21 protein-coding genes are annotated in these 21491 nt (G+C 73.9%); 10 read left to right on the forward strand and 11 right to left on the reverse strand.

The genetic code is table 11. From position 1 onward, the window contains the following. The first annotated feature begins 77 nt into the window (after nt 1-77). From AB0N63_RS20305 to hypE, 3 genes are read left to right on the forward strand one after another with little or no spacing between them, the layout of a single operon-like run. The gene (locus AB0N63_RS20305) at nt 78-434 is read left to right on the forward strand and encodes a HypC/HybG/HupF family hydrogenase formation chaperone (protein ID WP_365530384.1); all 357 of its coding nucleotides are present in this window, start codon (nt 78-80) and stop codon (nt 432-434) included. Beyond that, nucleotides 431-1603, forward strand: coding sequence for a hydrogenase formation protein HypD (gene hypD, locus AB0N63_RS20310; protein ID WP_365530385.1), 1173 nt, complete (start codon nt 431-433; stop codon nt 1601-1603). Before AB0N63_RS20305 ends, hypD begins: the two co-directional genes overlap by 4 nt. Then, a complete protein-coding gene (gene hypE, locus AB0N63_RS20315) occupies nt 1596-2678 on the forward strand; it encodes a hydrogenase expression/formation protein HypE (protein WP_365530386.1) in 1083 nt (360 codons plus the stop codon). Before hypD ends, hypE begins: the two co-directional genes overlap by 8 nt. Before the next feature lie 77 nt (nt 2679-2755). On the opposite strand, the gene hypA is transcribed toward hypE, so the two are convergent. From hypA to AB0N63_RS20350, 7 genes are all read right to left on the reverse strand, one after another. Further along, nucleotides 2756-3115, reverse strand: a complete 360-nt coding sequence (gene hypA, locus AB0N63_RS20320; RefSeq protein ID WP_365530387.1) for a hydrogenase maturation nickel metallochaperone HypA — start codon at nt 3113-3115, stop codon at nt 2756-2758. A gap of 48 nt (nt 3116-3163) precedes the next feature. Next, complete coding sequence (locus AB0N63_RS20325) at nt 3164-3760, reverse strand: DUF5947 family protein (RefSeq protein WP_365530388.1); 597 nt, start codon at nt 3758-3760, stop codon at nt 3164-3166. Next, nucleotides 3757-4350 carry a NifU family protein gene (locus AB0N63_RS20330; RefSeq protein WP_365530389.1) on the reverse strand — a complete coding sequence of 198 codons (594 nt, stop codon included), beginning with the start codon at nt 4348-4350 and terminating at the stop codon, nt 3757-3759. Before AB0N63_RS20330 ends, AB0N63_RS20325 begins: the two co-directional genes overlap by 4 nt. Then, entirely contained in the window at nt 4347-6137 is a 1791-nt protein-coding gene (locus AB0N63_RS20335; protein ID WP_365530390.1) for a nickel-dependent hydrogenase large subunit, read from the reverse strand. Before AB0N63_RS20335 ends, AB0N63_RS20330 begins: the two co-directional genes overlap by 4 nt. A gap of 107 nt (nt 6138-6244) precedes the next feature. Next, nucleotides 6245-7882, reverse strand: coding sequence for a hypothetical protein (locus tag AB0N63_RS20340; protein WP_365530391.1), 1638 nt, complete (start codon nt 7880-7882; stop codon nt 6245-6247). Between the two features lie 188 nt (nt 7883-8070). Next, nucleotides 8071-8553 carry an MSMEG_6728 family protein gene (locus AB0N63_RS20345; RefSeq protein WP_365530392.1) on the reverse strand — a complete coding sequence of 161 codons (483 nt, stop codon included), beginning with the start codon at nt 8551-8553 and terminating at the stop codon, nt 8071-8073. Between the two features lie 78 nt (nt 8554-8631). Further along, nucleotides 8632-9450: an SDR family NAD(P)-dependent oxidoreductase gene (locus tag AB0N63_RS20350; RefSeq protein ID WP_365530393.1), complete on the reverse strand. Its 819-nt coding sequence runs from the start codon at nt 9448-9450 to the stop codon at nt 8632-8634. 149 nt (nt 9451-9599) lie between these two features. On the opposite strand from AB0N63_RS20350, the gene AB0N63_RS20355 reads away from it, so the two are divergent. From AB0N63_RS20355 to AB0N63_RS20365, 3 genes are all read left to right on the forward strand, one after another. Then, nucleotides 9600-10667: a YihY/virulence factor BrkB family protein gene (locus AB0N63_RS20355; protein ID WP_365530394.1), complete on the forward strand. Its 1068-nt coding sequence runs from the start codon at nt 9600-9602 to the stop codon at nt 10665-10667. 95 nt (nt 10668-10762) lie between these two features. Beyond that, nucleotides 10763-11137 carry a DUF488 family protein gene (locus tag AB0N63_RS20360; RefSeq protein ID WP_365530395.1) on the forward strand — a complete coding sequence of 125 codons (375 nt, stop codon included), beginning with the start codon at nt 10763-10765 and terminating at the stop codon, nt 11135-11137. Between the two features lie 238 nt (nt 11138-11375). After that, entirely contained in the window at nt 11376-13103 is a 1728-nt protein-coding gene (locus AB0N63_RS20365; protein ID WP_365530396.1) for a RecQ family ATP-dependent DNA helicase, read from the forward strand. Nucleotide 13104: 1 nt separating this feature from the next. On the opposite strand, the gene AB0N63_RS20370 is transcribed toward AB0N63_RS20365, so the two are convergent. Then, the gene (locus tag AB0N63_RS20370) at nt 13105-14334 is read right to left on the reverse strand and encodes a chitinase (RefSeq protein ID WP_365530397.1); all 1230 of its coding nucleotides are present in this window, start codon (nt 14332-14334) and stop codon (nt 13105-13107) included. Nucleotides 14335-14598: 264 nt separating this feature from the next. Continuing rightward, complete coding sequence (locus AB0N63_RS20375) at nt 14599-14769, reverse strand: hydrophobic protein (RefSeq protein ID WP_360719660.1); 171 nt, start codon at nt 14767-14769, stop codon at nt 14599-14601. Between the two features lie 99 nt (nt 14770-14868). Here AB0N63_RS20375 and AB0N63_RS20380 point away from each other — a divergent pair, with 99 nt between their 5' ends. The 3 genes from AB0N63_RS20380 (at nt 14869) to AB0N63_RS20390 (ending at nt 18206) form a co-directional block, all read left to right on the forward strand. Continuing rightward, a complete protein-coding gene (locus AB0N63_RS20380; RefSeq protein WP_365530398.1) occupies nt 14869-15984 on the forward strand; it encodes an NAD(+)/NADH kinase in 1116 nt (371 codons plus the stop codon). Between the two features lie 97 nt (nt 15985-16081). Beyond that, on the forward strand, nt 16082-16582 hold the full coding sequence (locus AB0N63_RS20385; protein ID WP_365530399.1) for an SRPBCC family protein: 501 nt from the start codon (nt 16082-16084) through the stop codon (nt 16580-16582). Beyond that, on the forward strand, nt 16575-18206 hold the full coding sequence (locus AB0N63_RS20390) for an NAD(P)/FAD-dependent oxidoreductase (protein WP_365530400.1): 1632 nt from the start codon (nt 16575-16577) through the stop codon (nt 18204-18206). The genes AB0N63_RS20385 and AB0N63_RS20390 overlap by 8 nt, the downstream gene beginning before the upstream one ends. A gap of 109 nt (nt 18207-18315) precedes the next feature. Here the strand turns inward: AB0N63_RS20390 and AB0N63_RS20395 are convergent, their stop codons facing one another. Next, entirely contained in the window at nt 18316-19491 is a 1176-nt protein-coding gene (locus AB0N63_RS20395; protein ID WP_365530401.1) for a PP2C family protein-serine/threonine phosphatase, read from the reverse strand. 297 nt (nt 19492-19788) lie between these two features. Here AB0N63_RS20395 and AB0N63_RS20400 point away from each other — a divergent pair, with 297 nt between their 5' ends. Further along, nucleotides 19789-20619 carry a restriction endonuclease gene (locus tag AB0N63_RS20400; RefSeq protein WP_365530402.1) on the forward strand — a complete coding sequence of 277 codons (831 nt, stop codon included), beginning with the start codon at nt 19789-19791 and terminating at the stop codon, nt 20617-20619. On the opposite strand, the gene AB0N63_RS20405 is transcribed toward AB0N63_RS20400, so the two are convergent. Then, nucleotides 20582-21487, reverse strand: coding sequence for a LysR family transcriptional regulator (locus AB0N63_RS20405; protein ID WP_365530403.1), 906 nt, complete (start codon nt 21485-21487; stop codon nt 20582-20584). The genes AB0N63_RS20400 and AB0N63_RS20405 overlap by 38 nt on opposite strands. Between the last annotated feature and the right edge of the window lie 4 nt (nt 21488-21491).

Below are 21491 nucleotides of genomic sequence, written 5' to 3' on the forward strand. Positions count from 1 at the left end.
CCGGACCTACGAGCAGCTCGGCCCGTACGGGCCCACCCGGCCGGCGGACCACCGACAGCGACGAGACGGAGTGACCCATGTGCTTGGCAGTGCCCGGCAAGGTCGTGTCCATCGACCACCGCGCCGACCCGCTCACCGGGCTGATCGACTTCGGCGGGGTGCGAAAACAGGCGTGTCTGGAGTACCTGCCCGACCTGCGGGTGGGCGAGTACGTCATCGTCCACGTCGGCTTCGCCCTGCAACGGCTGGACGAGGAGTCCGCCCGCGCCTCCCTGGAGCTGTTCGAGCAACTGGGACTGCTGGAGGAGGAGTTCGGCGACCCCTGGGCGCAGGCGGCGCAGCAGGCCGAGGACACCGAACGGCAGGCCGAGGCCACGGCGCCGCGGGCGGCGGACGCCGTCGCGGCCGAGCGGAGCGGGAGTGAGGCCCGATGAAGTACATCGACGAGTTCAACGACCCCGAGCTGGCCCGGCGGCTGCTGGACGAGATCCACGCGACGGCCACCCGGCCATGGGCGCTGATGGAGGTCTGCGGCGGTCAGACCCACTCCATCATCCGCCACGGAATCGACCAACTGCTGCCTGAAAATGTCGAGTTGATCCACGGCCCCGGCTGCCCGGTGTGCGTGACGCCGCTGGAGGTCATCGACAAGGCCCTGGAGATCGCCGCGCGCCCCGAGGTGATCTTCTGCTCCTTCGGCGACATGCTGCGGGTGCCGGGCACCGACCGGGACCTGTTCCGGGTCAAGGGCGAGGGCGGCGACGTACGGGTGGTGTACTCGCCGCTCGACGCCCTCCAGCTGGCCCGCCGCCACCCCGACCGGCAGGTGGTCTTCTTCGCCATCGGCTTCGAGACGACCGCGCCCGCCAACGCCATGGCCGTCCACCAGGCCCGCCGTCTCGGCCTCGACAACTTCAGCCTGCTGGTCTCCCATGTGCGGGTCCCCCCGGCCGTCGAGGCCATCATGACCGCCCCCGCCTGCCGGGTGCAGGCCTTCCTGGCCGCCGGGCACGTGTGCAGCGTCATGGGCACCGCCGAGTACCCGCGACTCGCCGAACGCCACCGCGTTCCCATCGTGGTCACCGGCTTCGAGCCGCTCGACATCCTGGAGGGCATCCGCCGCGCAGTCCACCAGCTGGAGCGCGGCGAGCACCGGGTGGAGAACGCCTACCCGCGCGCGGTGCGCGAGAGCGGCAACCCGGCCGCCCTGCGCATGCTGGAGGAGGTCTTCGAGGTCACCGACCGCGCCTGGCGCGGCATCGGACCCATCCCGGGCAGCGGCTGGCGGCTGTCGCAGGCCTACCGCGCCTACGACGCCGAGCACCGCTTCGACGTCACCGGCATCCGCACCCAGGAACCCGCGGCGTGCCGCGCCGGCGAGATCCTGCAAGGCCTGATCAAACCCACCGAGTGCGCCGCCTTCGGCACGACCTGCACGCCGCGCACCCCGCTCGGCGCCACCATGGTCTCCAGCGAGGGCGCCTGCGCCGCCTACTACCTCTACCGGCGGATGACCGGACCCGCCGTCCCGGACGCGCCCGTGCCGGTGAGCACGCCCCAGGGCTCCCGCGCCGCGCAGGAGGAGATGAACCCCGTTGGCTGAACCGGCACCCGCGGCGACCGAGGCCCCCGTCGACCCCGCTGACTGGACCTGCCCCGCCCCGCTGCGCGACCAGCCCGTCGTGGTCATGGGCCACGGCGGAGGCGGCGCCCTGTCCGCCGAACTGATCCAGGACGTCTTCACCCCGGCCTACGGCAACCCCGTCCTGGCCGCCATGGGCGACTCCGCCGTCCTCCACCTGGGCGGCGCCCGGCTGGCGTTCTCCACCGACTCCTACGTCGTCCGGCCGCTGTTCTTCCCCGGCGGCAGCCTCGGCGACCTCGCGGTCAACGGCACCGTGAACGACCTGGCGATGAGCGGCGCCCGACCCGCCTACCTCTCGGCGGCCTTCGTCCTGGAGGAGGGCGTGGAGCTGACCGTCGTGGACCGGATCGCCCGCGCCATGGGCGCGGCGGCCGAGGCGGCCGGCGTCACCGTCGCCACCGGAGACACCAAGGTGGTGGAGGCCGGCCACGGCGACGGGATCTACGTCACCACGGCCGGCGTGGGCCTCGTCCCCGAAGGGGTGGACATCCGCCCGCAACGGGCCCGGCCGGGCGACGCCGTCATCGTCAGCGGCCCCATCGGACTGCATGGCGTGGCCGTCATGAGCGTCCGGGAGGGCCTGGAGTTCGGCGTCGAGGTCGCCAGCGACACCGCGCCGCTGGCCGATCTGGTGGCGGCCATGCTCGCCGTCACCCGGGACGTCCACGTCCTGCGCGACCCCACCCGAGGCGGACTGGCCGCCTCCCTCAACGAGATCGCCCGCGCCTCAGGCACCGGTGTCCGGCTCACCGAACGGGCGATCCCTGTCCCGGACGCCGTCGTCAACGCCTGCGGCTTCCTCGGCCTGGACCCGCTCTACGTCGCCAACGAGGGCCGGCTCGTCGCGTTCGTGCCGCCCGCCGACGCCGACGAGATCCTTGCCGCCATGCGCGCCCACCCGCAGGGCACGGGCGCCGCGCTGATCGGCGAGTGCGTCACCGAGCACCCCGGCATGGTCGTCATCGCCACCGGTCTCGGCGGCACCCGCGTGGTGGACCTGCCCCTCGGGGAGCAACTCCCGCGCATCTGCTGATCCCGCGGGGAACCCCACGAGCAGCGGCCCCGCCGGCGCCTCGGACGCCGACGGGGCCGCTCCCACCCGATGCCACGTCAAGTCCTCGCCGTGCGCTCCGGTTCGACGCTGACGATCTCCAATTCCCGTCCCGTGCGCAGATCCCGCGAGGGGCGATCGCAGTGCGGGCACCAGAAGAAGGGCGGCATGCCCACCGCGAACTCGGCCGCGCACGCGGCGCAGTACGCCCGCGCCGACACCTGTTCCACGACGAGCCGGGCGCCCGCCAGCGCGGTGCCCTCCCTGGCCGCCTCGAAGGCGAAGTCCAGCGCGTCCGGCACCACTCCGGACAGCTCGCCCACCCGCACCGTCACCGCCGACACGGTCTCCACGCCGTCCGCCAGGGCGAGTTCCCCGGCCCGCTCCACGATCGCGGACGCGATCGACAACTCGTGCACGGCGACTCCCTGTGACTCGGTCGGCGGCGTCGGCCCGCCGCCGTTCGCTCAACGCCGCTCGGTCAACTGTTCGAAGAACTCCGTGACGGCGGGCCACACCCGGCCGCCGCCCGACAGCCCGCGCCACTCCCGGCGGACGACCGCCACCATCCGGAAGCAGTCGTCCACGGGCACGATCCAGTGCTGGTCGAGCCCGTGCACGGTGTTCACGAGCAGCGCCTCCACCTCCGGCTCCATCGAGGCGAGTTCGGGACACTGCTCGGCGGCCCGCCGCCAGGCGGCCGTGTCCACCTCCCACCGCATGGACCCCGCCGGGCTCGGACCCTGGGCGGTGACCGTGCCGTCGTCGTGCGGCACGAAGAACACCAGCCCGACCGGCACCCCCAGGGTCTCGGTGTCCACCCGGCGCAGCCTCAGCCGCCGCCCGGGGACGAGCCGGAAGCGGCCGCCGCCCGCCCCGTCCCCGGCGAACAGCACCGAGCAGGGACGGCAGGCGCACCGCACCTCCGCCTGCTCCATGTCATACAGGTGCGGATGCTCGTCCGGCACCGGGGCGGCGCACAGTTCGCACGCCTGCGTCGCCGCCGCCGCCGAACGGTCGGCCGAGGAGCGGATCAGCCGGGCCAGCGCGCCGTCCCCGCTCACGTGGTCTCCCGCGTCCGGGCCGCGCCACCGTCCCGGCGCGACAGGGACCCCAGCGGCACGAACGCGGGCGCCGCCCGCCGCTCCTCGGGCACCGCTTCCACCGCCGTCAGTTCGGGAGCGGCGGCGAGGACCGCCTCGCGCACCGCCTCCGTGACGTCCGCCGCACCGCTGCCGCAGCCTCCGCCGCAGCCGCCGCCCGTGCTCAGCCGCACCCGGGCCACCTGCCCGTCCAGACCGGCCCACCGCACATCGCCGCCGCGCTCGCGCACGGCCGGGCGCAGCCGCTCCACCGCCCGGGCGGCCCGCTGCTCCGGGGACTCCGGGTGGATGGCGTGCAGCACCATCAGATGCCCCAACAGCTCGTCCTCGGCGAGCTGTCGGGCGAGCGACGGGTCTGCCTGCTCCAGGACCCGGGTCAGGGCCTCGCCGTAGACCTCGGTGAGCAGGCCCACCGCCTCCAGCGCGGAGCGCACGGTGGGGCCGGGAGCGGACTCCAGACCGGCGAGCACCTCGTCGATCCTCGCGAGCCGCGCCTCGATCTCCGGGTCCCCGAGCCGGCCGCCCGGGGAGGTGTCTCCCGGCTCGGTCACGACTGGCTGCCGTAGGTGGGCGTGTGCGTGGTGGTGAGGGTCTTGCCGTTGCCGAGATACATGTGCACGCCGCACGGCAGACAGGGGTCGAAGCTGCGGACGGTGCGCATGATGTCGACGCCCTTGAAGTCGTCGGGCCCGTTCTCCTCGAAGATCGGCTGCCCCTGCACGGCGTCCTCGTACGGGCCGGGGGTGCCGTAGTGGTCGCGCGGGCTGGCGTTCCACGGAGTGGGCGGGTAGGGATGGTAGTTGGCGATCTTCTTGTCCCGGATGACGAGGTGGTGCGAGAGCACGCCGCGGACGGCCTCGTGGAAGCCGCAGCCGATCGCCTCGTCGGGCACCTCGAAGTTGGTGAAGACCTTGGTGTCTCCGGCCCGAACCAGAGAGGTGGCCTCCTCCAGGAACTGGAAGGCCATCGCGGCGGCGTAGGCGATGAAGTACGGACGGGCGCGGTCGCGTTCGATGGTGTTGGACCACTTCGGGATGTGCCACTCCAGCGTGGTCTCCGGCAGCGACTCGCCCTTGGGCAGGGTGATCCGCACGCTGTGGCCCGTGGTCTTGATGTACGGGGTGTCCACGATGTTGCTCAGGGCGGTCGACCACAGGCGGGCGAGCGGGCCGCCGCCGGTGTCGAGGGCGAGGTGGTCGCCGCTCTCCTGGTCGAACCAGCGCGGGCTCATGACCCAGGAGTAGTTGCCGTCGAAGTCGCGCTTCTGGGGGTGGGGGAGCGTGGTCTGGTTCCAGGGGTGACGGATGTCGACCGGGTTGCCGAGCGGGTCGTGGGTGACGAAGGGTTCCTCGGCGGTCCAGTCCTCGTAGAAGGAGGAGCCGAGGAGGATGCGCAGACCGAGGTTGATGTCGATCAGGTTGTTGGTGCGCAGTCGACCGTCCACGATGATGCCCGGGGTCACGTACATGGCCTTGCCCCAGGTGTTCATCGTGTCGTAGCGGTAGTCCACGACATCGGGGTTCTGCCAGGCACCCCAGCAGGCCAGGAGGGTGCGGCGCAGTCCGACCTGCTCGTAGCCGGGGAGCGCCTCGTAGAAGAAGTCGAAGACGTCGTCGTTCATGGCGACGGCCTGTTTGACGAAGTCGACCACGTGCAGGAGGCGGGAGAGGTAGTCGGTGAACAGCGACGGCTGGGGCATGGTGCCCACGCCGCCCGGATACAGGGTGGAGGGGTGCACATGGCGGCCCTCCATCAGGCAGAACATCTCCCGCGTCACCCGCGACACCTTCAGGGCCTGCTTGTAGACCTCGCCCTCGAAGGGGTTGAAGGCGCGCATGATGTCCGCGATGGTGCGGTAGCCGTGCACGTCGCCGCGCGGGGCCTGGGTGCGTTCCGCGCGGGCCAGGACACCGGGGTTGGTCGCCTTCACCATGGCCTCGCAGAAGTCCACGAAGACCAGGTTGTCCTGGAAGATGGTGTGGTCGAACATGTACTCAGCGGCTTCGCCGAGGTTGGTGATGTGCTCGGCGAGCGGTGGGGGTTTGACGCCGTAGGCCATCTGCTGGGCGTAGTTGGAGCAGGTGGTGTGGTTGTCGCCGCAGATGCCGCAGATGCGCGAGGTGATGAAGCCCGCGTCGCGGGGGTCCTTGCCCTTCATGAAGACGGAGTAGCCGCGGAAGAGGGAGGAGGTGGAGCGGCAGTCGACGACTTCCTGGTTGGCGAAGTCGATTTTGGTGTAGATGCCCAGGTTGCCGATGATCCGGGTGATCGGATCCCAGGACATGTCCACGATCTGAGCGGGTTTGCGTCCCGCCGCACGAGCCTCGGTCGCCGTCATCTGCTTCTCGTCCCTTGCTCTGGGTGGGTCAGGGGTGGGTGGGTCACGGATGGGTGGGGGTGCGCGGTGCTCGCCGTCGCCGCGAGCGGGCCGCGGTGCTCGCCGGGTCAGGAAGCGGGGGCCGGCGCCTCGGGCGGTGCGGGCGCGTGCGGTCCGTCGGCTGCCGTGAGCGGTTCGAGTTCGTCCGGGCGGAAGTAGTGGAAACGGCCGTACCAGGTGTGCAGTTCGGCCGCCGGGTCGTCCTCGAGGGTGACGGCCAGGTGCGTGCTGCCGTCCACGTCGTGGAAGACGGCGGCGACCCGCGCGGCGCGCCCGGCGAGGAACATGTCCTGGGCGTCGGCGCCCCGGCCCCGAGGCCGCAACAAGACCGGGCTGCCGCCGCCCACCCGCACCCCGTCCACGAGCACGGTGTCGGTCGTGGGGGAGAGCCCGTCGTCGCCGCCCTCCTGCCACCAGGCGGGCCGCCCGGTGCCGCTCGCTCCGCCGGGGGCGAGGGGTCCGTCGGAGGCGAAGGGTCCGCCGGACGCGGGAGGTCCGGCGGGTGCGGGCGGGGGCCCGGCCGGGCTGAGTGAACGGATCGCGCCGTGCAGCCGGGCGAACACCTCCGGAGGCATGCTGTCGACACGGTCGATGATCTCCGCGGCGCGCGGGTCCGTGGCGCGGGCCTCGGCCTTCTCCTCGTCGGTCAGGAGCATCGTGCGCAGTGTCAGGATCTCGTCGATCTCCCCGGCGTCGTGCAGGTCGCCGGGGCTCTCCGGGGAGATCTGCGGATGGTCCGGGAGGATGATCGGCGCGGACAGCAGCAGCGGCCCCGTGCTCCCGTCGGACGGCTCGCGCCCTCCGTACGGCGACGCTCCGTCGGCCTGCGGAAGGGGAGCGCCGCCGAGGACCGGGAACGTGAACTCGCTGCGGCACTCGCCCACCTCCCGCGCCAGCTCACCGGGCGGGTCGATCAGTGACACGAACTCCGCTCCGTCGCCGGCCACGAGGGTGTGTGCGGCGACGAGAGCCCGGCGCAGCGCCTCTTCGCGCGGGGCGCCGGGGTCCGCCGACCGCCCGGTGTTCTCGGTGCGCACCCGCAGCCGGACCAGGTCGTCCGCGAGCCGTACCGCCGTGAGCGTCGTGCGCGCCCGGACCTCCTCGCGCCGCCGTACCACCCGGCCGGCGCCCGAGGGCAGCGGTTCGGTCGCCTCGCCGCCCGGCGCGCCCACCGAGGCGGTGTGCTCCCGGCCGCCGAGCAGGCCGGCCAGGGCGACGGAGAGGTCCGTCTCCCGCGGCACCGCCTCGTCGAAGGTCAGCCACGCGGTGCCGTCGTCCGCGCGCAGCGACGGCACCGGGCGGTGGCTCCCGTCCGGCTCCGCCTCCTCCACCTGCTTGTGCTGCGTCTGGAGGTACCGCACCCGCACCCGTACGGCGGCGTCCGGCCGCCGCACGCGCAGCAGGCACTCCGTCTGCTGGTACCAGGAGTCCGCCGAACCGGACACCCCCACGGCGACCGGCCCGTCCCGCTCCACCCAGTCGCGCGGCAGCAGCACCCCGAACTGCCACCGCACCCGGTTCTTGGGCGACGAGCGGCGGTAGGGGTAGAGCAGATAGCCCTCGTAGAGGACGGCGTCGGCGACCGCGCTCAGCTGCTCGAACCCCGCCGGACCCGGGTGGCTTCCCGGAGCGGGCCCGGCAGGGAGGGCGCCGTCCTCGGCGGTGGCGGCGCGGGCGACGTCGTCCTCGGCCACGGCATCGGGCATCCGGCCTCCTCGGGTAGGCGTGTGCGCCATCCCTTCCACCACCGCCGCACCGCTCACGCGCCCCACCCCCCTTGGGGCAGCGGGTTCGACCGGGCGGCGCAACGACGGGGGCCGCGGGTTGCGGGACCGGGCCCGCCTCATGCCGGGTGCGGGAGGGCAGGCTCGGCTCTCATGTGTGCCGTGACGCCTCAGTCCCCGGTCGCGAGCGAGGTGCGGTCCGACGCCGGCCACACGTACGGCAGGTCGTCGGGCACCCCAGGGAAGAGCGGCGCGTACCGCTCCGGGTCCTTGCGCACCAGCGCCGACCGGTGACTGAGGTGCAGGGCCTCGTCGCCGAGCCAGGGCGGCAGCTCGCCCGCCTCCGCCAGCTCCGGCTGCGCCCGCACCTCCGTGCCGGGGCGGGCGGCGGCGAGATCGGCGACGAGGGTGGCCGCGCAACTGTCCTGGTGACCGTGGTCGCGCCAGACGCGGCACACGTCCAGCCCGTACCGCACCAGCGCCTCCTCGTAACCGGCCCACATCCGCACCGCCGGATGCCGGCGCCATCCGTACCCCGGCACGGTCAGCCCCCGCAGCACCTGCAACGCCTCCACCCGCTGCTTGCCCAGCCGCCGCCGGTCCAGCGCCAGCGCGGACTCGGTGAAGCCGGGATACGGCAGGAACGTCTGCATGGATCACCGTCCGCGATGCGTCGAAGTGGGGGAGGCGGCCGCCGACGGCCGCGGTCGGCGGCCCGGGGCGGGCGCGGACTACTCCCGATCGCCGCCGCCGGGCCCGTCCCCCGACCCCGGCTGCGCCATCTTCCGGTGCGCCGCGGCCTTCGCGCCGTCCGGCAGGATCTTGTTCGCGGCGCCCTGCGCCTTCGTCTTCAGCGAGCCGGTGACGGCCTTCGTCCGCCCCTTCGCCACCGCCTCGTACGCCTGCTCGGCGACCTGCGCCGGGTCGTCCTTCGGGCCGGCGCCGATCCTGGTGTCGCCCATGTCGGCCCGCCGGAAGAAGTCCGTGTCGGTCGGGCCCGGCATGAACGCCGTCACGCTCACCCCGGTGTCCTTCACCTCGTCCTGGAGGGCCTGCGCGAAGGACTGCACGAACGACTTCGAAGCGTTGTAGACCGACTGGAAGGGTCCCGGCATGGTGGCGGCGATGGACGACGTGAACACCAGGCTGCCCTCGCCGCGCGCCACCATGTCCCGCAGCAGCGGCTTGGCGAGGCGGACCGTGGAGGTCACGTTCAGGTCGATCACGGAGAGGTCGTCGGCCAGATCGGTGTCGGCGAAGGCACCGCCCTGCCCGACCCCCGCGTTCAACGCGGCCACGTCCACCGTCAGTCCCGTCGTCGCGGCCACCAGATGGTCCACGCCGGCCGGGTCCCTGAGGTCCGCCCGCACCGCCCGCACCTCGGCGCCGGTCTCCCGCAGCCGCTGCGCGGCGTGGTCGAGACGGTCGTCCTCGGCGTTGACGAGGAGGTCGTAGCCGTGCTCGGCGAACTGCCGGGCCAGTTCGTACCCGATGCCGCTGGAGGCCCCGGTCACCAGGGCGAGCGGCTTGCTGTCGTCGTTGGCGTCCATGGGGACGGAGTAACCGCGCAGCCCCCGTCCAACCACCCCGGCCGGCCCGGTGCGGCACCGGCTCCACGCATGGAACGCCCTGGCCAGGGCACCTGGAAGCGGTGGCGGCCGGCGCGAGCGGCGCCACGGCCGACAGTGTGGGAGAGCGCATGGACGTGCTGGCCCGACTGGATGCCTACCAGCGACGGCATCGCTGGGCGGGGCTGCCGCTGGCGGTGATCTACAAGTTCTACGACGACCAGGCCGCCTACCTGGCCGCGCTGCTGACGTACTACGGCTTCCTGGCGCTGTTCCCGCTGCTGCTGTTCCTCGTCGCGGTGCTCAGCGCCGTCCTCAGCGGCGACCCCCAGCTCCAGCAGTCGGTGCTGAACTCGGCCCTGAGCGAGTTCCCGGTGATCGGCGACCAGATCGGCCACAACATCCACTCCTTCCACGGCAACACCGTCGCCGTCACGGTCGGTGTGCTCGGCAGCGCCTACGGCGCGCTGAACGTCGCCCAGGCCGCGCAGCACGCCCTGAACAAGATCTTCGCGGTGCCCCGGCACGCCCGCCCGGACCCGTTCCGCTCCCGGCTCAAGGGGCTGAAGTTCCTCACGCTGCTGGCGGCCGGGCTGCTCGTGACGACGGGCCTGTCCACCGCCGCCGAGTGGGCCTCCGGAGTGTTCGGCGCCCGGCTCCAGACCGGGGTGCGGATCGCCGCGGAACTGCTGTCCGTGCTGTTGAACGCCGCTCTGCTGGTCGGCAGCTACCGCGTGCTGACGCGCCGCAGGCTGCCCCTGCGCATCATGTACGCCCCGGCGCTGGGCGCCGCCTGCGCCTGGCAGGGGCTGCTGTGGGTCGGCACGTACTACGTCGACCACGTGCTCCAGGGTGCCACCGCGACGTACGGCCTGTTCGGCATCGTCCTCGGCCTGCTGGCGTGGATCTATCTGGGGGCGTTGGTGTACGTGTTCACGGCGGAGGTCAGCGCGGTGCGGTGCATGCGGCTGTGGCCGCGCAGTCTGCTGACCCCGTTCACCGACCGCGTCCACCTGACCCCCGGCGACCAGCGGGCCTACCGGTCCTACGCCGCCACGGAGGCCTTCAAGGGCTTCCAGAAGGTGACCGTCCACTTCGACCCGCCGCCGCACGCGGAGCCGGGCGGCGGACCGGCCGCCGCCGGCGACGGACCGGACGCCGCCGGTCCGGGCCCCGGCACCGGCTGCCCGCCCTCCTGACACCCGGTCCCACCGACCCGTCGGCTCCACGGCCCCCCGGCTCGACCACTCCCCGACTTCACCGGTTCATGGAGACCCGACGAACGGAGGCACCCATGACCGAGCACATCACCTACCGGCGCGTCTACGAGGACACCTCGCCCGAGGACGGCAAGCGCGTGCTCGTGGACCGGGTCTGGCCGCGCGGGATGCGCAAGGAGGACGCCCACCTGGACGAGTGGCTGCGCGACGCGGCGCCCTCCACCGACCTGCGGCACTGGTACGGCCACGAGCCGAGCCGGTTCGACGAGTTCCGCCGTCGCTATCTCGCCGAACTGCGCGACGCCGGCCACCGGGAGGCGGTCGGCCACCTCCGCGACCTCGCCGACCACGACCGCGTCACCCTGCTCACCGCCACCAAGGACGTGGACCACAGCCAGGCCGCGGTCCTCGCCGAATGGCTGACCCACAGCAGGCGGACCCGTGCCTGACGCCCGCGCGCACCCGTCCGCACCCGGACCGCCCAGCCCGCAGGACGTCCGCGGTCCGGCCGCCGCCCGATTCGCGCGATCGGCCCCTTGTGGCCGTTCGTCCCGTGGCCGAAACTGGCCATGGTCGTCTCCGCCCCCCCGGCCTCCCGCGAGCGCGCCGCCCCCGGTCGTCCGCCGCGCCGGGGCGGCCCCTCGGGCGGGGGCGCGCCAGCCCGCCGGAAGCGACCGGGAGCCGGACATGACCGACACGGACCGACGGGACGAGCGAGGCGAGCCGGCGCGGCGGCTGCGCGCGGCGGCCGCCGACGTCTTCGGCTGGGACACGCTCAGGCCGGGGCAGCTGACGGCCATGGAGTGGGTGCTGGCCGGCGACGACGCCCTGGTGGTGATGCCGACCGGTTCCGGCAAGTCCGCGATCTTCCAGGTCCCCGCCCTGCTGATGCCCGGACCGGCCGTGGTGGTCTCGCCGCTCATCGCCCTCCAGCGCGACCAGATCGCCGGGCTGCCCGAGCAGGCGCCGCAGGCCGTCGCCCTGAACTCCGCCCTCACCGCCGCGGAGGAACAGGCCGCCTGGCGGGCGGTGGAGGAGGGCGCGGCCCGCTTCCTCTACCTCGCCCCCGAGCAACTGGCCAAGGACGAGGTCGTGGAGCGGCTGGCCGGGGCGAGGCCCGCCCTGTTCGTGGTGGACGAGGCGCAGTGCGTCTCCTCCTGGGGCCACGACTTCCGCCCCGACTACCTCCGCCTGGCGCAGGCCGTACGCCGGCTGGGCCGCCCGCCGCTGCTGGCGCTGACCGCCACCGCGGCCCCGCCGGTGCGCCGGGAGATCGTCGAACGGCTCGGCATGGAGCGGCCCCGGGTGCTGGTCACCGGGTTCGACCGGCCGAACATCCGGCTGGAGGTGCGCCGTTTCCAGGACGAGGACGAGCGGCGGCGCGCCGTGGTCGAACGGGCCGCCGGCGAACCGAAGCCCGGCCTCGTCTACGCGGCCACCCGCAAGGACACCGAGCGGTGCGCGCGCGAGCTGGCCGAACTGGGGCTGACCGCCGAGGCCTACCACGCGGGGCTGCGCGCCGCCGAACGCCGCCGCATCCACGCGGCGTTCCACTCCGGGGCGGCCGACGTCGTCGTCGCGACCTCCGCCTTCGGCATGGGCATCGACAAGGAGGACGTGCGGTTCGTGCTGCACGCGGCGCTGCCCGGCTCGCTCGACGCCTACTACCAGGAGATCGGCCGCGCGGGCCGGGACGGCGGAGCGGCCCTGGCGGTGCTGCACTACCGGCCCGAGGACACCGGCATACAGGCCTACTTCGCCTCCCGTACGACCGGCCGGGACACCCTGGACGAGGTCGCCGGCGCCGTGCACGACCACCGCGACGACCCGGCCGACCTGGCCGGACTCCGGGAGGACACCGGCCTTTCCCGCCCCCGGGTGACCACGGCCGTGAACCTGCTGGAGGAGGCGGGAGCCGTCACCACGGGCGAGGAGGGCGAGGTGCGCCCCGTCGCCGGCACCCCGCCCGGCGAGGCGGCCGAGGAGGCGGAGCGCACGGCCGAGGCGCACCGCCGCACCGACCGCTCCCGCGTCGCGATGGCCCGTGCCTACGCCGAGACCACCGGCTGCCGGCGGCACTTCCTGCTCGGCTACTTCGGCGAGGCCTACGAGCCGCCGTGCGGGAACTGCGACCGCTGCACGGCCGCCGAGGCCGACCCGGAGGCGGCCGCCGCCGTCCGCAGGCCCGTCCATCCCGCCGCGGAGCGCTATCCGGTGGGCGCCGAGGTGCGGCACGGGCAGTGGGGCGCGGGCACGGTGCTGAGCCAGGACGGCGACCGCATCACCGTCCTGTTCGAGGAGGCCGGCTACCGCACCCTGTCCCTGGGCGCGCTGGCCGGGCACGACGACCTCCTCACGGTGGTGCGCCGGCCCGGCCGGGACGAGTCCTCCGGTCAGCGGGGAGGGGGCGCGTAGGTCAGCAGGCGCCCTCGTCCTCCCACGGACCCCACTGCGAGGCCCCCGGGGTCTCGTTCTGGGTCCACCACTTGGCCTTCCAGTTGTGGCCGTTGTACGACACCTCGCTGCCCCCGGTGTACGCGGTGCTCGCGCTCCAGGCGGACTTGCACTGGGTGCTCGGCGGCGGCGTGGGGCTGCTGGGCGGCGGGGAGGTCGGGGGAGTGGTGGGCGGGGTGACGCCGGCGAACCTCACCGAGTACTTGGCGAAGTCCCAGGAGTTCTGGGCCACGCTGGAGCACGTGCCCGAGGTGCGGCCGCCGTTGTCGGCCGGGGTGCACTGCCGGTCGCGGTTGAGCGACCAGAACGTGAAGCGGTCCATGTTGTGGCTCGTGGCGTAGTCCAGCACGGTCTGGAAGTCGGCCTGGGTGAAGATCTCGCCGGTGTCGCTGCGGCCGTTCATGCCGGAGAAGCCCTCGTGGGCGTAGGCGGTGGCCTCGCTCCAGCCGAAGGTGGACTGGAGGATCTTGTTGAAGTTGGTCAGCGCGCTGGTCTGCGAGGCCGCCCCGTTGAAGCCGCCGTCGAAGGGCATGATGGAGAAGTTGTTCGGGGTGAAGCCCTGCGCCTTGGCCTCCAGCAGCATCTGCTTGCCGAACCAGCCGGTTCCGTCGGCGGTGCCCGCGGTGGTGACGGAGACGTAGAGACCGGGGTTGTTCTGCTGGAGGATCTTGGCGGCGCCGATCTCGTTCCTGATGGCGGCCGTGTTCTCGTACTCCGGCTCCTCCAGGTCGAAGTCGATGGCGTGCAGGCCGTACTTGGTGATGACCTGCTGGTAGGCCGCCGCGGTGGAGGCCGCGTCCGAGCAGGCCTGGCCGAGCTTGGTGCCGCCGTAGCCGCCGATGGAGACGGAGACGTCGCCGCCCTTGGCGCGGATCGCGTCGATCACGGACTTCACGGCGGTGTCCGAGGAGACCGCGGCCGTGCCGTCCCAGGTCGGCGAGCAGCCGCCGCCGCCGGGCGCGAGGATGAAGGCGAGCTGGAAGGCCTTGAGGCCGGTGGCGTCCATGATGGCGCTCGCGCTCGGCGGGTCGTTGTCGAGCGGCATCAGATACGGGGCCGCGGCGTACCAGCGGTTGCTCAGCGCGTCCGCCGTGCTGGTCGCGCCCGAGGCGCTGCCGGCGACCAGGGCGGTGGTGCCGGCGGCGACGGCGACGGCGGCGGCCGCGCCCAGACATGCGCGAAGACGTCTCACTGCGTGCCTCCAGGGGGTGGGGTGGGGAAGTGGCCCCAAGCTTCCTGACCCTGTTGCGAGCACGTCAATGGAGTGGTCTGGACCAGGTGATTCTTTGGACTAGACCATACGATCCCTTTACCTCGAGTCAGGCTCCCCCGGGCGACTGCCCGGCACCCCCGGCCTTCTGCTTCCCTCCCGCGAAACGACGTACGCCCGGCACGAAGCCGGGCGTACGTCGACGACCACTGCCGCGGACGGCGACTGCCGTCGCGCCGACGGCCGTCACCAGCGGTACCAGCGACCCCTCCGGCCACCGCCGCCGGCCGGCCGCACGATGAAGCCGAGCAGCCACAGCACGAGCACGACGAGAGCGACCCACCACAGGATCTTCAGCGCGAAGCCGGCACCGAAGAGGATCAGGGCGAGCAGCAGAACGAGCAGCAAAGGAACCATGATTATCAACCTCCGCTCCACCGAATGCCCTTGATTCCCAGGAAAACGCACACACTCTTCGATGTTTCCAAGAGGCTGCGAGGGGAACTCGCGGATGCCGTGACGGTGCGCCGGATCGGCCTGGTCGTCCACGGCGGACGTCCGGAGGCCCAGGTCGCTCAGCGGGTCGTGCACGCCTGGTGCGAGGAGCGCGCCGTGCGGTGCACGGACATCGACGTGTGGCACGACGGCGGACGGCGCGACGCCCGCGCGGAGGTCGAGACCGCCGGCGACCCCGACCTCATCGTCACCCTCGGCGGCGACGGCACCTTCTTGCGCGGCGCGCGGCTCGCCGCCGAGAACGACGCCCTCCTCCTCGGCGTCGACCTCGGCCGCGTCGGCTTCCTCACCGAGGTCCCCGTCACCCGCGTGCGCACCGCGCTGGACGCCGTACTGGAGGACCGGCTGACGGTCGAGAGCCGCATGCTGCTCACCGTGCGCGCCTCCCGCCGCCTGGAGATCCCCGCCGGCATCGAGGAACTGATGCGCTACGGCCGTCGCCCCATGCTGCCCCCGCCGCGGGTGCGCAGCGACTGCGAGTCCGGCGGCGACTGGGGCGTGGCACTGAACGTCACAGCCCTCAACGAGATCGCCGTCGAGAAACTCGCCCGTGACCGCCAGGTCTCGGCCGGCGTCTACCTCGCCGGGCGGCTGCTGGCCTCCTACTCCGCCGACGCGCTGCTCGTCGCCACCCCGACCGGCTCGACCGCCTACAGCTTCGCCGCCGGCGGCCCCGTCGTCTCCCCGCGCGCCGACGCCCTGGTGTTCACCCCCGTCGCCCCGCACATGGCGTTCAACCGCTCGGTCGTGGCCGCCCCCGACGAACCCGTCGCCCTGCGCCTGCTCGACCGCTCCGGCCAGGCCGCCGTCAGCGTCGACGGCCAGCTGCGCGGCGTCCTCGACCCGGGCGACTGGATCGGCGTCTACGCCGCCCCGCGCCGGCTGCGGGCCGCACGGCTCGGCCCCATGGACTTCTACGGCCGGCTGCGCGAGCGCATGAACCTCACCGACGCCCCGGCCGCCGTCGCCGACGGCACCCCGGCGCCGCTGTGGCCGGTGAGCAGCCCCCGGCCCGGCGACCTCGCCCATCTGGCGCTGCCGCCCGCGCCCGACGGCGCACCGGACCGGGGCGAGGACCACGGCACTCCGGCGCACACCGAGGACCGCGCCCGCTGACCCCGCCCGCGCCGGGCACGAATTGCAGCCCCGCGGCCGACCGGAGAGCCTGGTACCGCATCGCCCCTCGCGCCCCACCGACCCGCGGAGGCACCCTGTGGCAGTACGTCACCGGCTGGTCAGGACCAGCCCCGAGGCGGTGTGGGCCGTCCTGGCCGACGGCAGCCGCTACGCCGAATGGGTGGTCGGCACCGCCGAGTCCCACCCGCTGCGCGGCCAGTGGCCGCAACTTGACTCGGCCATCGAGTACCAGGTCCGTCTCGGCCCCGTACGGCTCACCAACCAGACCATCGTGCGCAACTGCGAGGAGGGCTCGCTCCTCGAACTGGAGGCCCAGGCGGGCATCCTCGGCACCGGGCGCATCGCCATCGAGGTACGCCCCTGGGGCGAGCACTGTCTGGTGATCGTGGACGAGCACCCCCTCCAGGGCGCGGGCGGCGTGGTCCACAACATGGCCGTGGAGACGCTGATCCAGCTCCGCCACCGCGCCATGCTCGCCCGGCTCGCCAAGGTCTGCGAGACCGACGCCGACAACGGCCGCCGCCAGAGGGCCCAGCAGAACGCCGGTACTCCGCAGCCGGGCGGCGGGCATGCCTGACGCCGTGGTGATCGGCGCCGGCCCCAACGGCCTGGTGGCGGCCAACCTGCTCGCCGACGCCGGCTGGAGCGTGGAGGTCCTGGAGGAGCAGCCCGAACCGGGCGGCGCCGTCCGCCACGACCGGGGCGTGCACCCGGACTACGTCAACGACCTGTTCAGCTCGTTCTACCCGCTCGCCGTCGCCTCGCCCGTCCTCGCCGCCCTGCGCCTCCAGGACCACGGGCTGCGCTGGAGCCACGCCCCGCACGTGCTGGCCCACCCCCTCACCGACGGCCGGTGCGCCGTCCTCGACCGGGGCGTCGACACCACCGCCGCCTCGCTCGACGCCTTCGCGCCCGGCGACGGCGACGCCTGGCGCCGGCTGTACGAGCTGTGGGAACGCCTCGGCGGAGACCTCATGGACGCCCTGTTCGCGCCGTTCCCGCCCGTCAGGGCGGGGGTCCGGCTGCTCGCCCGGCTGCGCGGGGCCGGCGGGCTGCGGGTGGCCCGCACCATGCTGCTGCCGGTGCGCCGCATGGGGGAGGAGGAGTTCCGCGGCGAGGGCGGCCGGCTCCTGCTGGCCGGCAACGCCCTGCACGCCGACCTCGCCCCAGAGTCCGCCGGCAGCGGCGGCTTCGGCTGGCTGATGTCCATGCTCGGCCAGAGCCACGGCTTCCCCGTCCCGGTCGGCGGCTCCGGCGCCCTCACCGCCGCCCTGACCCGGCGGCTGCACAGCCGCGGCGGCGTCCTGCGCTGCGGCGAGCGCGTCGACCAGGTCGTCGTGCACGACGGTCGGGCCGTCGGCGTCCGGACGGCCGGCGGCGCCCTGGTGCCCGCCCGGCGCGCCGTCCTCGCCGACGTCTCGGCGCCCGACCTGTACGGCCGCCTCGTCGACCCGGCCGAGCTGCCCGACCAGCTGCTGGCCGATCTGCGCCGCTTCCAGTGGGACTTCGCCACCTTCAAGGTGGACTGGGCGCTGGACGGACCCGTGCCCTGGCGCACCGAGGGTCCCGTGGGCGCGGGCACCGTCCACCTGGCCGACGGCTTCGACGAGCTCACCCGGTTCACCGCGCAGATCGCCATGCGCCAGGTGCCCGACCGGCCCTTCACCGTGTTCGGCCAGATGACCACCGCCGACGCCACCCGCTCACCGCTCGGCACGGAATCCGCCTGGGCCTACACCCACGTCCCCCGCGAGATCACCGGCGACGCGGGCGAGGAGGGGCTGACCGGCGCCTGGGGCCCCCGCGAGCAGGAGATCATGGCCGACCGGATGGAACGGCAGGTCGAGCGGTTCGCCCCCGGCTTCCGCGGCCGCGTCCGCGCCCGCCGCATCCTCGCCCCCGGCACCCTCCAGTCGCTGGACCGCAACCTCGACACCGGGGCCGTCAACGGCGGCACCACGGCCGTCCACCAGCAGCTCGTGTTCCGCCCGGTTCCCGGCACCGGCCGCCCCGAGACGCCGGTCGCCGGCCTCTTCCTGGCCTCCGCGGGCGCCCATCCGGGCGGCGGCGTGCACGGCGCGCCCGGCGCCAACGCGGCCCGCGCCGCGCTGCGCCGCCGGCTGCCGCCCGGCCTGTCCCTGGCCCAGCGAGCCCTGGCCGCCCGCGACCGCACGGGTCGCCGCGCACCGTCGGACCGCTGACCCGCCGCACACCGCGGCGACCTCCGGGCCGCCCGGCGCCGGGAGCCCTGCGAAGGCTGTGCGCGTACGAGGGCCGTACGCGGACCAGGGCCGCACCCGAGGGGGCCCGTCAGGCCCCGTCCTCGCCGGGACGGCCCGGCATCCGGTACGCGGCGAGCGCGGCGATGTCGTCGTCCAGCCGCCCGTCGCTGTAGTCGAGCAGGTCCTCGTGCAGCCGGTCCAGCAGCTCGCGCGGCGGCAGCAGCGCCCACGGCCCCATCCGCTCGGCCAGCGGGTAGAAGGTCCCGCCGGGGTCCCGGGTCTCGGTGACGCCGTCGGTGTACAGCAGCAACTGGTCGCCCGGCCGGAAGGACACCACGTCCACGTGGTAGCCGTTGCCGGCCAGCGTGCCCAGGTTGATCGGCGGCGAGGGGGCGCTCGCGTGCAGCTCGGTGATCCGGCCGGAGTGGATGAGCAGGGGTGGCGGATGACCGCAGTTGACGAGGCGCATCATGTGCTCGTCGTCGGGGATCTCCGCGAACACCGCCGTGACGAACCGTTCCGCCGCCTCGCCGCCTGGCAGCTGCGCGGCATGACGGCTCATGCTGCGCTCCATCCGGCGCGCCACACCGGTCAGATCGGGCTCGTCGTGGGCCGCCTCCCGGAAGGCCCCCAGTATCGTCGCGGCGGTCTCCACGGCCGCCAGTCCCTTGCCGCGCACGTCGCCGACGAGCAGCCGTACGCCGTAGACCGTCGGCACCGCCTCGTACAGGTCGCCGCCGATCCGGGCCTCCGCGGCGGCGGACAGGTACAGCGTCTCCACCGAGACCTGGCCGAGCCGGCGCGGCACCGGGCGCAGTAAAACCCGCTGCGCGGTCTCGGCGACGGACCGCACCGTGGCGAGCGTGCGCTCCCGGCGGATCCGGTGCACGGCCAGGGTCGTGCCGAGGATCCCGACCAGACTGGTGCACACGTAGTTGGCCACGTAGTGGCGGTCCCAGAGATAGCCGACGGAACGTCCCGCGCAGCACGGGGTGCCCGCCAGCACTCCCTCGAACACGATGGCGAACAAGGTGAAGGCGGCCACCGCCACCGGACCGTAGGCGTAGGCGGCGACCAGCGGCAGCGCGGTGAGCAGGAAACTGACCGGCCAGGCCACCGGGGTCGCCGGCTCCAGCGCCAGGACTCCGGCCACGTACAGGAAGGGCAGCCAGCGCAGCCACTTCGGCGGGGCCGGCACCCGGGACGACGGGGTCCCCGCCGCCGCGGGCGGCCTGCCGTCCGCGTGCGGCGCCGCCCGTCTCATCGCTCGCCCCGGCCGCACCCGGCCGCAGTCCGGCGCGCCGCCGCCCGCGTCGGGCGGGACGGACACGGGGGCGTGCGGACCGGCTCGGTGCGACGGTCATCGCGGCGGAAACACTCAGGCGGCCTGTTCACAGGTACTCCCGGCGGACTTGATCAGACCTCCAGCCTGCGGCGGCCCGCGCCGCGGCCGCTTCATTGCTCCAGGCAAGGGCATGTCCCCTGGGCCGGTGAAGCGGACGATCCCGGGCATACGGCGGGAGTGATCTTCGAAAGTCACCGAGGAGGGGGACCCGCCGTCGTGACCGTGCCCGAACGCAGCCTACGCCGCAGCGGCCGCAGGCGCGCCTTCGACCTGCGGGCCACCGCGCTGTTCTTCGCGCTGCTGGCGATCCTGCTGGTCGCAGGGGCGTACACCGCCCGCGCGGCGCTCGCCGCCGCCGAACGGCGCCCGGCCTGGACCGCCGTACTGTGCCTGTCCGGCACGGCCGCCGCCGTCCTCGCCGTACGCCGCCGGCGCCGCCGCGGGCATCTCGCGCAGCGCACCGCGCACCGGGCCGCCGCCGCGCTGCGGGAGGGGACGCGGACGGCGCTGGACGCCCTGGAGGCGCCGCCCGAGCAGGCCCCGGCCGTCGTGGTGCCGGCCCAGGCCGGTCCCGGCGGCCGCGGCGCGCCGGTCGCCGAGGACACCGTGGTCCTGGCGGAGCCGGTGGTCGACTACGACCTGCTCGGGCCCGACGAGTTCGAGCAGGCGGTGGCGGCGCTGTGCGAACGGGACGGCTGCACGGACGTGGAGGTGGCGGGCGGGGCCGGTGACCTCGGCGCGGACGTGCTGGCCGTCGCTCCGGACGGGCGGCGCGTGGTCGTCCAGTGCAAGCGTTACTGCGCCACCAACCGGGTCGGCTCCGAGGAACTCCAGCGCTTCGGCGGCACCTGCTACACCGTGCACGAGGCCGACGTCGCGCTCTTCGTGACCACCAGCGACTTCACCGCGCCGGCCGTCGAGTACGCCGCGCAGTGCGGCATCGTCTGCGTCGACGGCGAGGACCTGCGGGCGTGGAGCGACGGCGCCGCCCCGCCGCCGTGGACGGCCCTCACCCCGGCTCCGCCGCCGGCGCGGCCGTCGCTCTGAGCGCGTGGTCCATGAAGCGCCGGGAGACCGGCGGCAGGGTCCGTCCGGTGAGTCGGGCGATCCCGATGTCCCGGGCGCCGCGCACATCGGTGATCTCCAGATAGCGGATGGGGAAGTCGGGGGTGGCCGCGGTGTCCGGCGACGACGGGATCAGGGAGACCCCCAGACCGGCCGCGACCAGGCCGCGCAGCGTGTGCACCTCCTCGCCCTCGAAACCGACCAGCGGCGTGAACCCGGCCTCGCGGCACAGGGTCTCGGTCACGCTGCGCAGCCCGTAGCCCGGCTTGAGCAGGATGAACGGCTCCTCGGCGACCTCGGCCAGCCGGACCCGGCCGCGCCCGGCCAGCCGGTGCCCGGTCGGCACCGCCAGCCACAACGGCTCCACCAGCAGCCGCCGCCAGGTGATGAGCGGGTGGCCCGGATCGCCGCTGGTGATCACCAGGTCCGCGGTGGCGTCCAGCAGGTGCTGGACCAGGCCGTTCTCCTCGTGCTGGTGCAGCTCGAACCGGACGTGCGGCAGCGTCCTGCGGAACCCGGTCACCAGCTTCGGCACCAGCCAGGTGCCGAGGGTGTGCAGGAAGGCCAGCGACACCACGCCCGCCTCCGGGTCGACGACCTCGGCGACCGCTTGCCGTCCGCGGTCGTAGCTGTCGAGGGTCGCGTCGACGTACTCCTTGAACACCCGCCCCGCCGGGGTGGGGCGCAGCAGACGGCCGACCCGCTGGAGCAGCTCCGCGCCCACCTCCTCATCCAGCCGGCGCAGCGCGCGCGACAGGGCCGGCTGGGTGACGCGGGCCTGGGCGGCGGCCTCCGTCACCGTCATGCCCTCGGCGACCGCCTGGAAGGAACGCAGCACCTGAAGATCCATCGCG

This window comes from Streptomyces sp. NPDC093260 (assembly GCF_040683715.1).
In the GTDB taxonomy this organism is placed as follows: domain Bacteria; phylum Actinomycetota; class Actinomycetes; order Streptomycetales; family Streptomycetaceae; genus Streptomyces; species Streptomyces sennicomposti.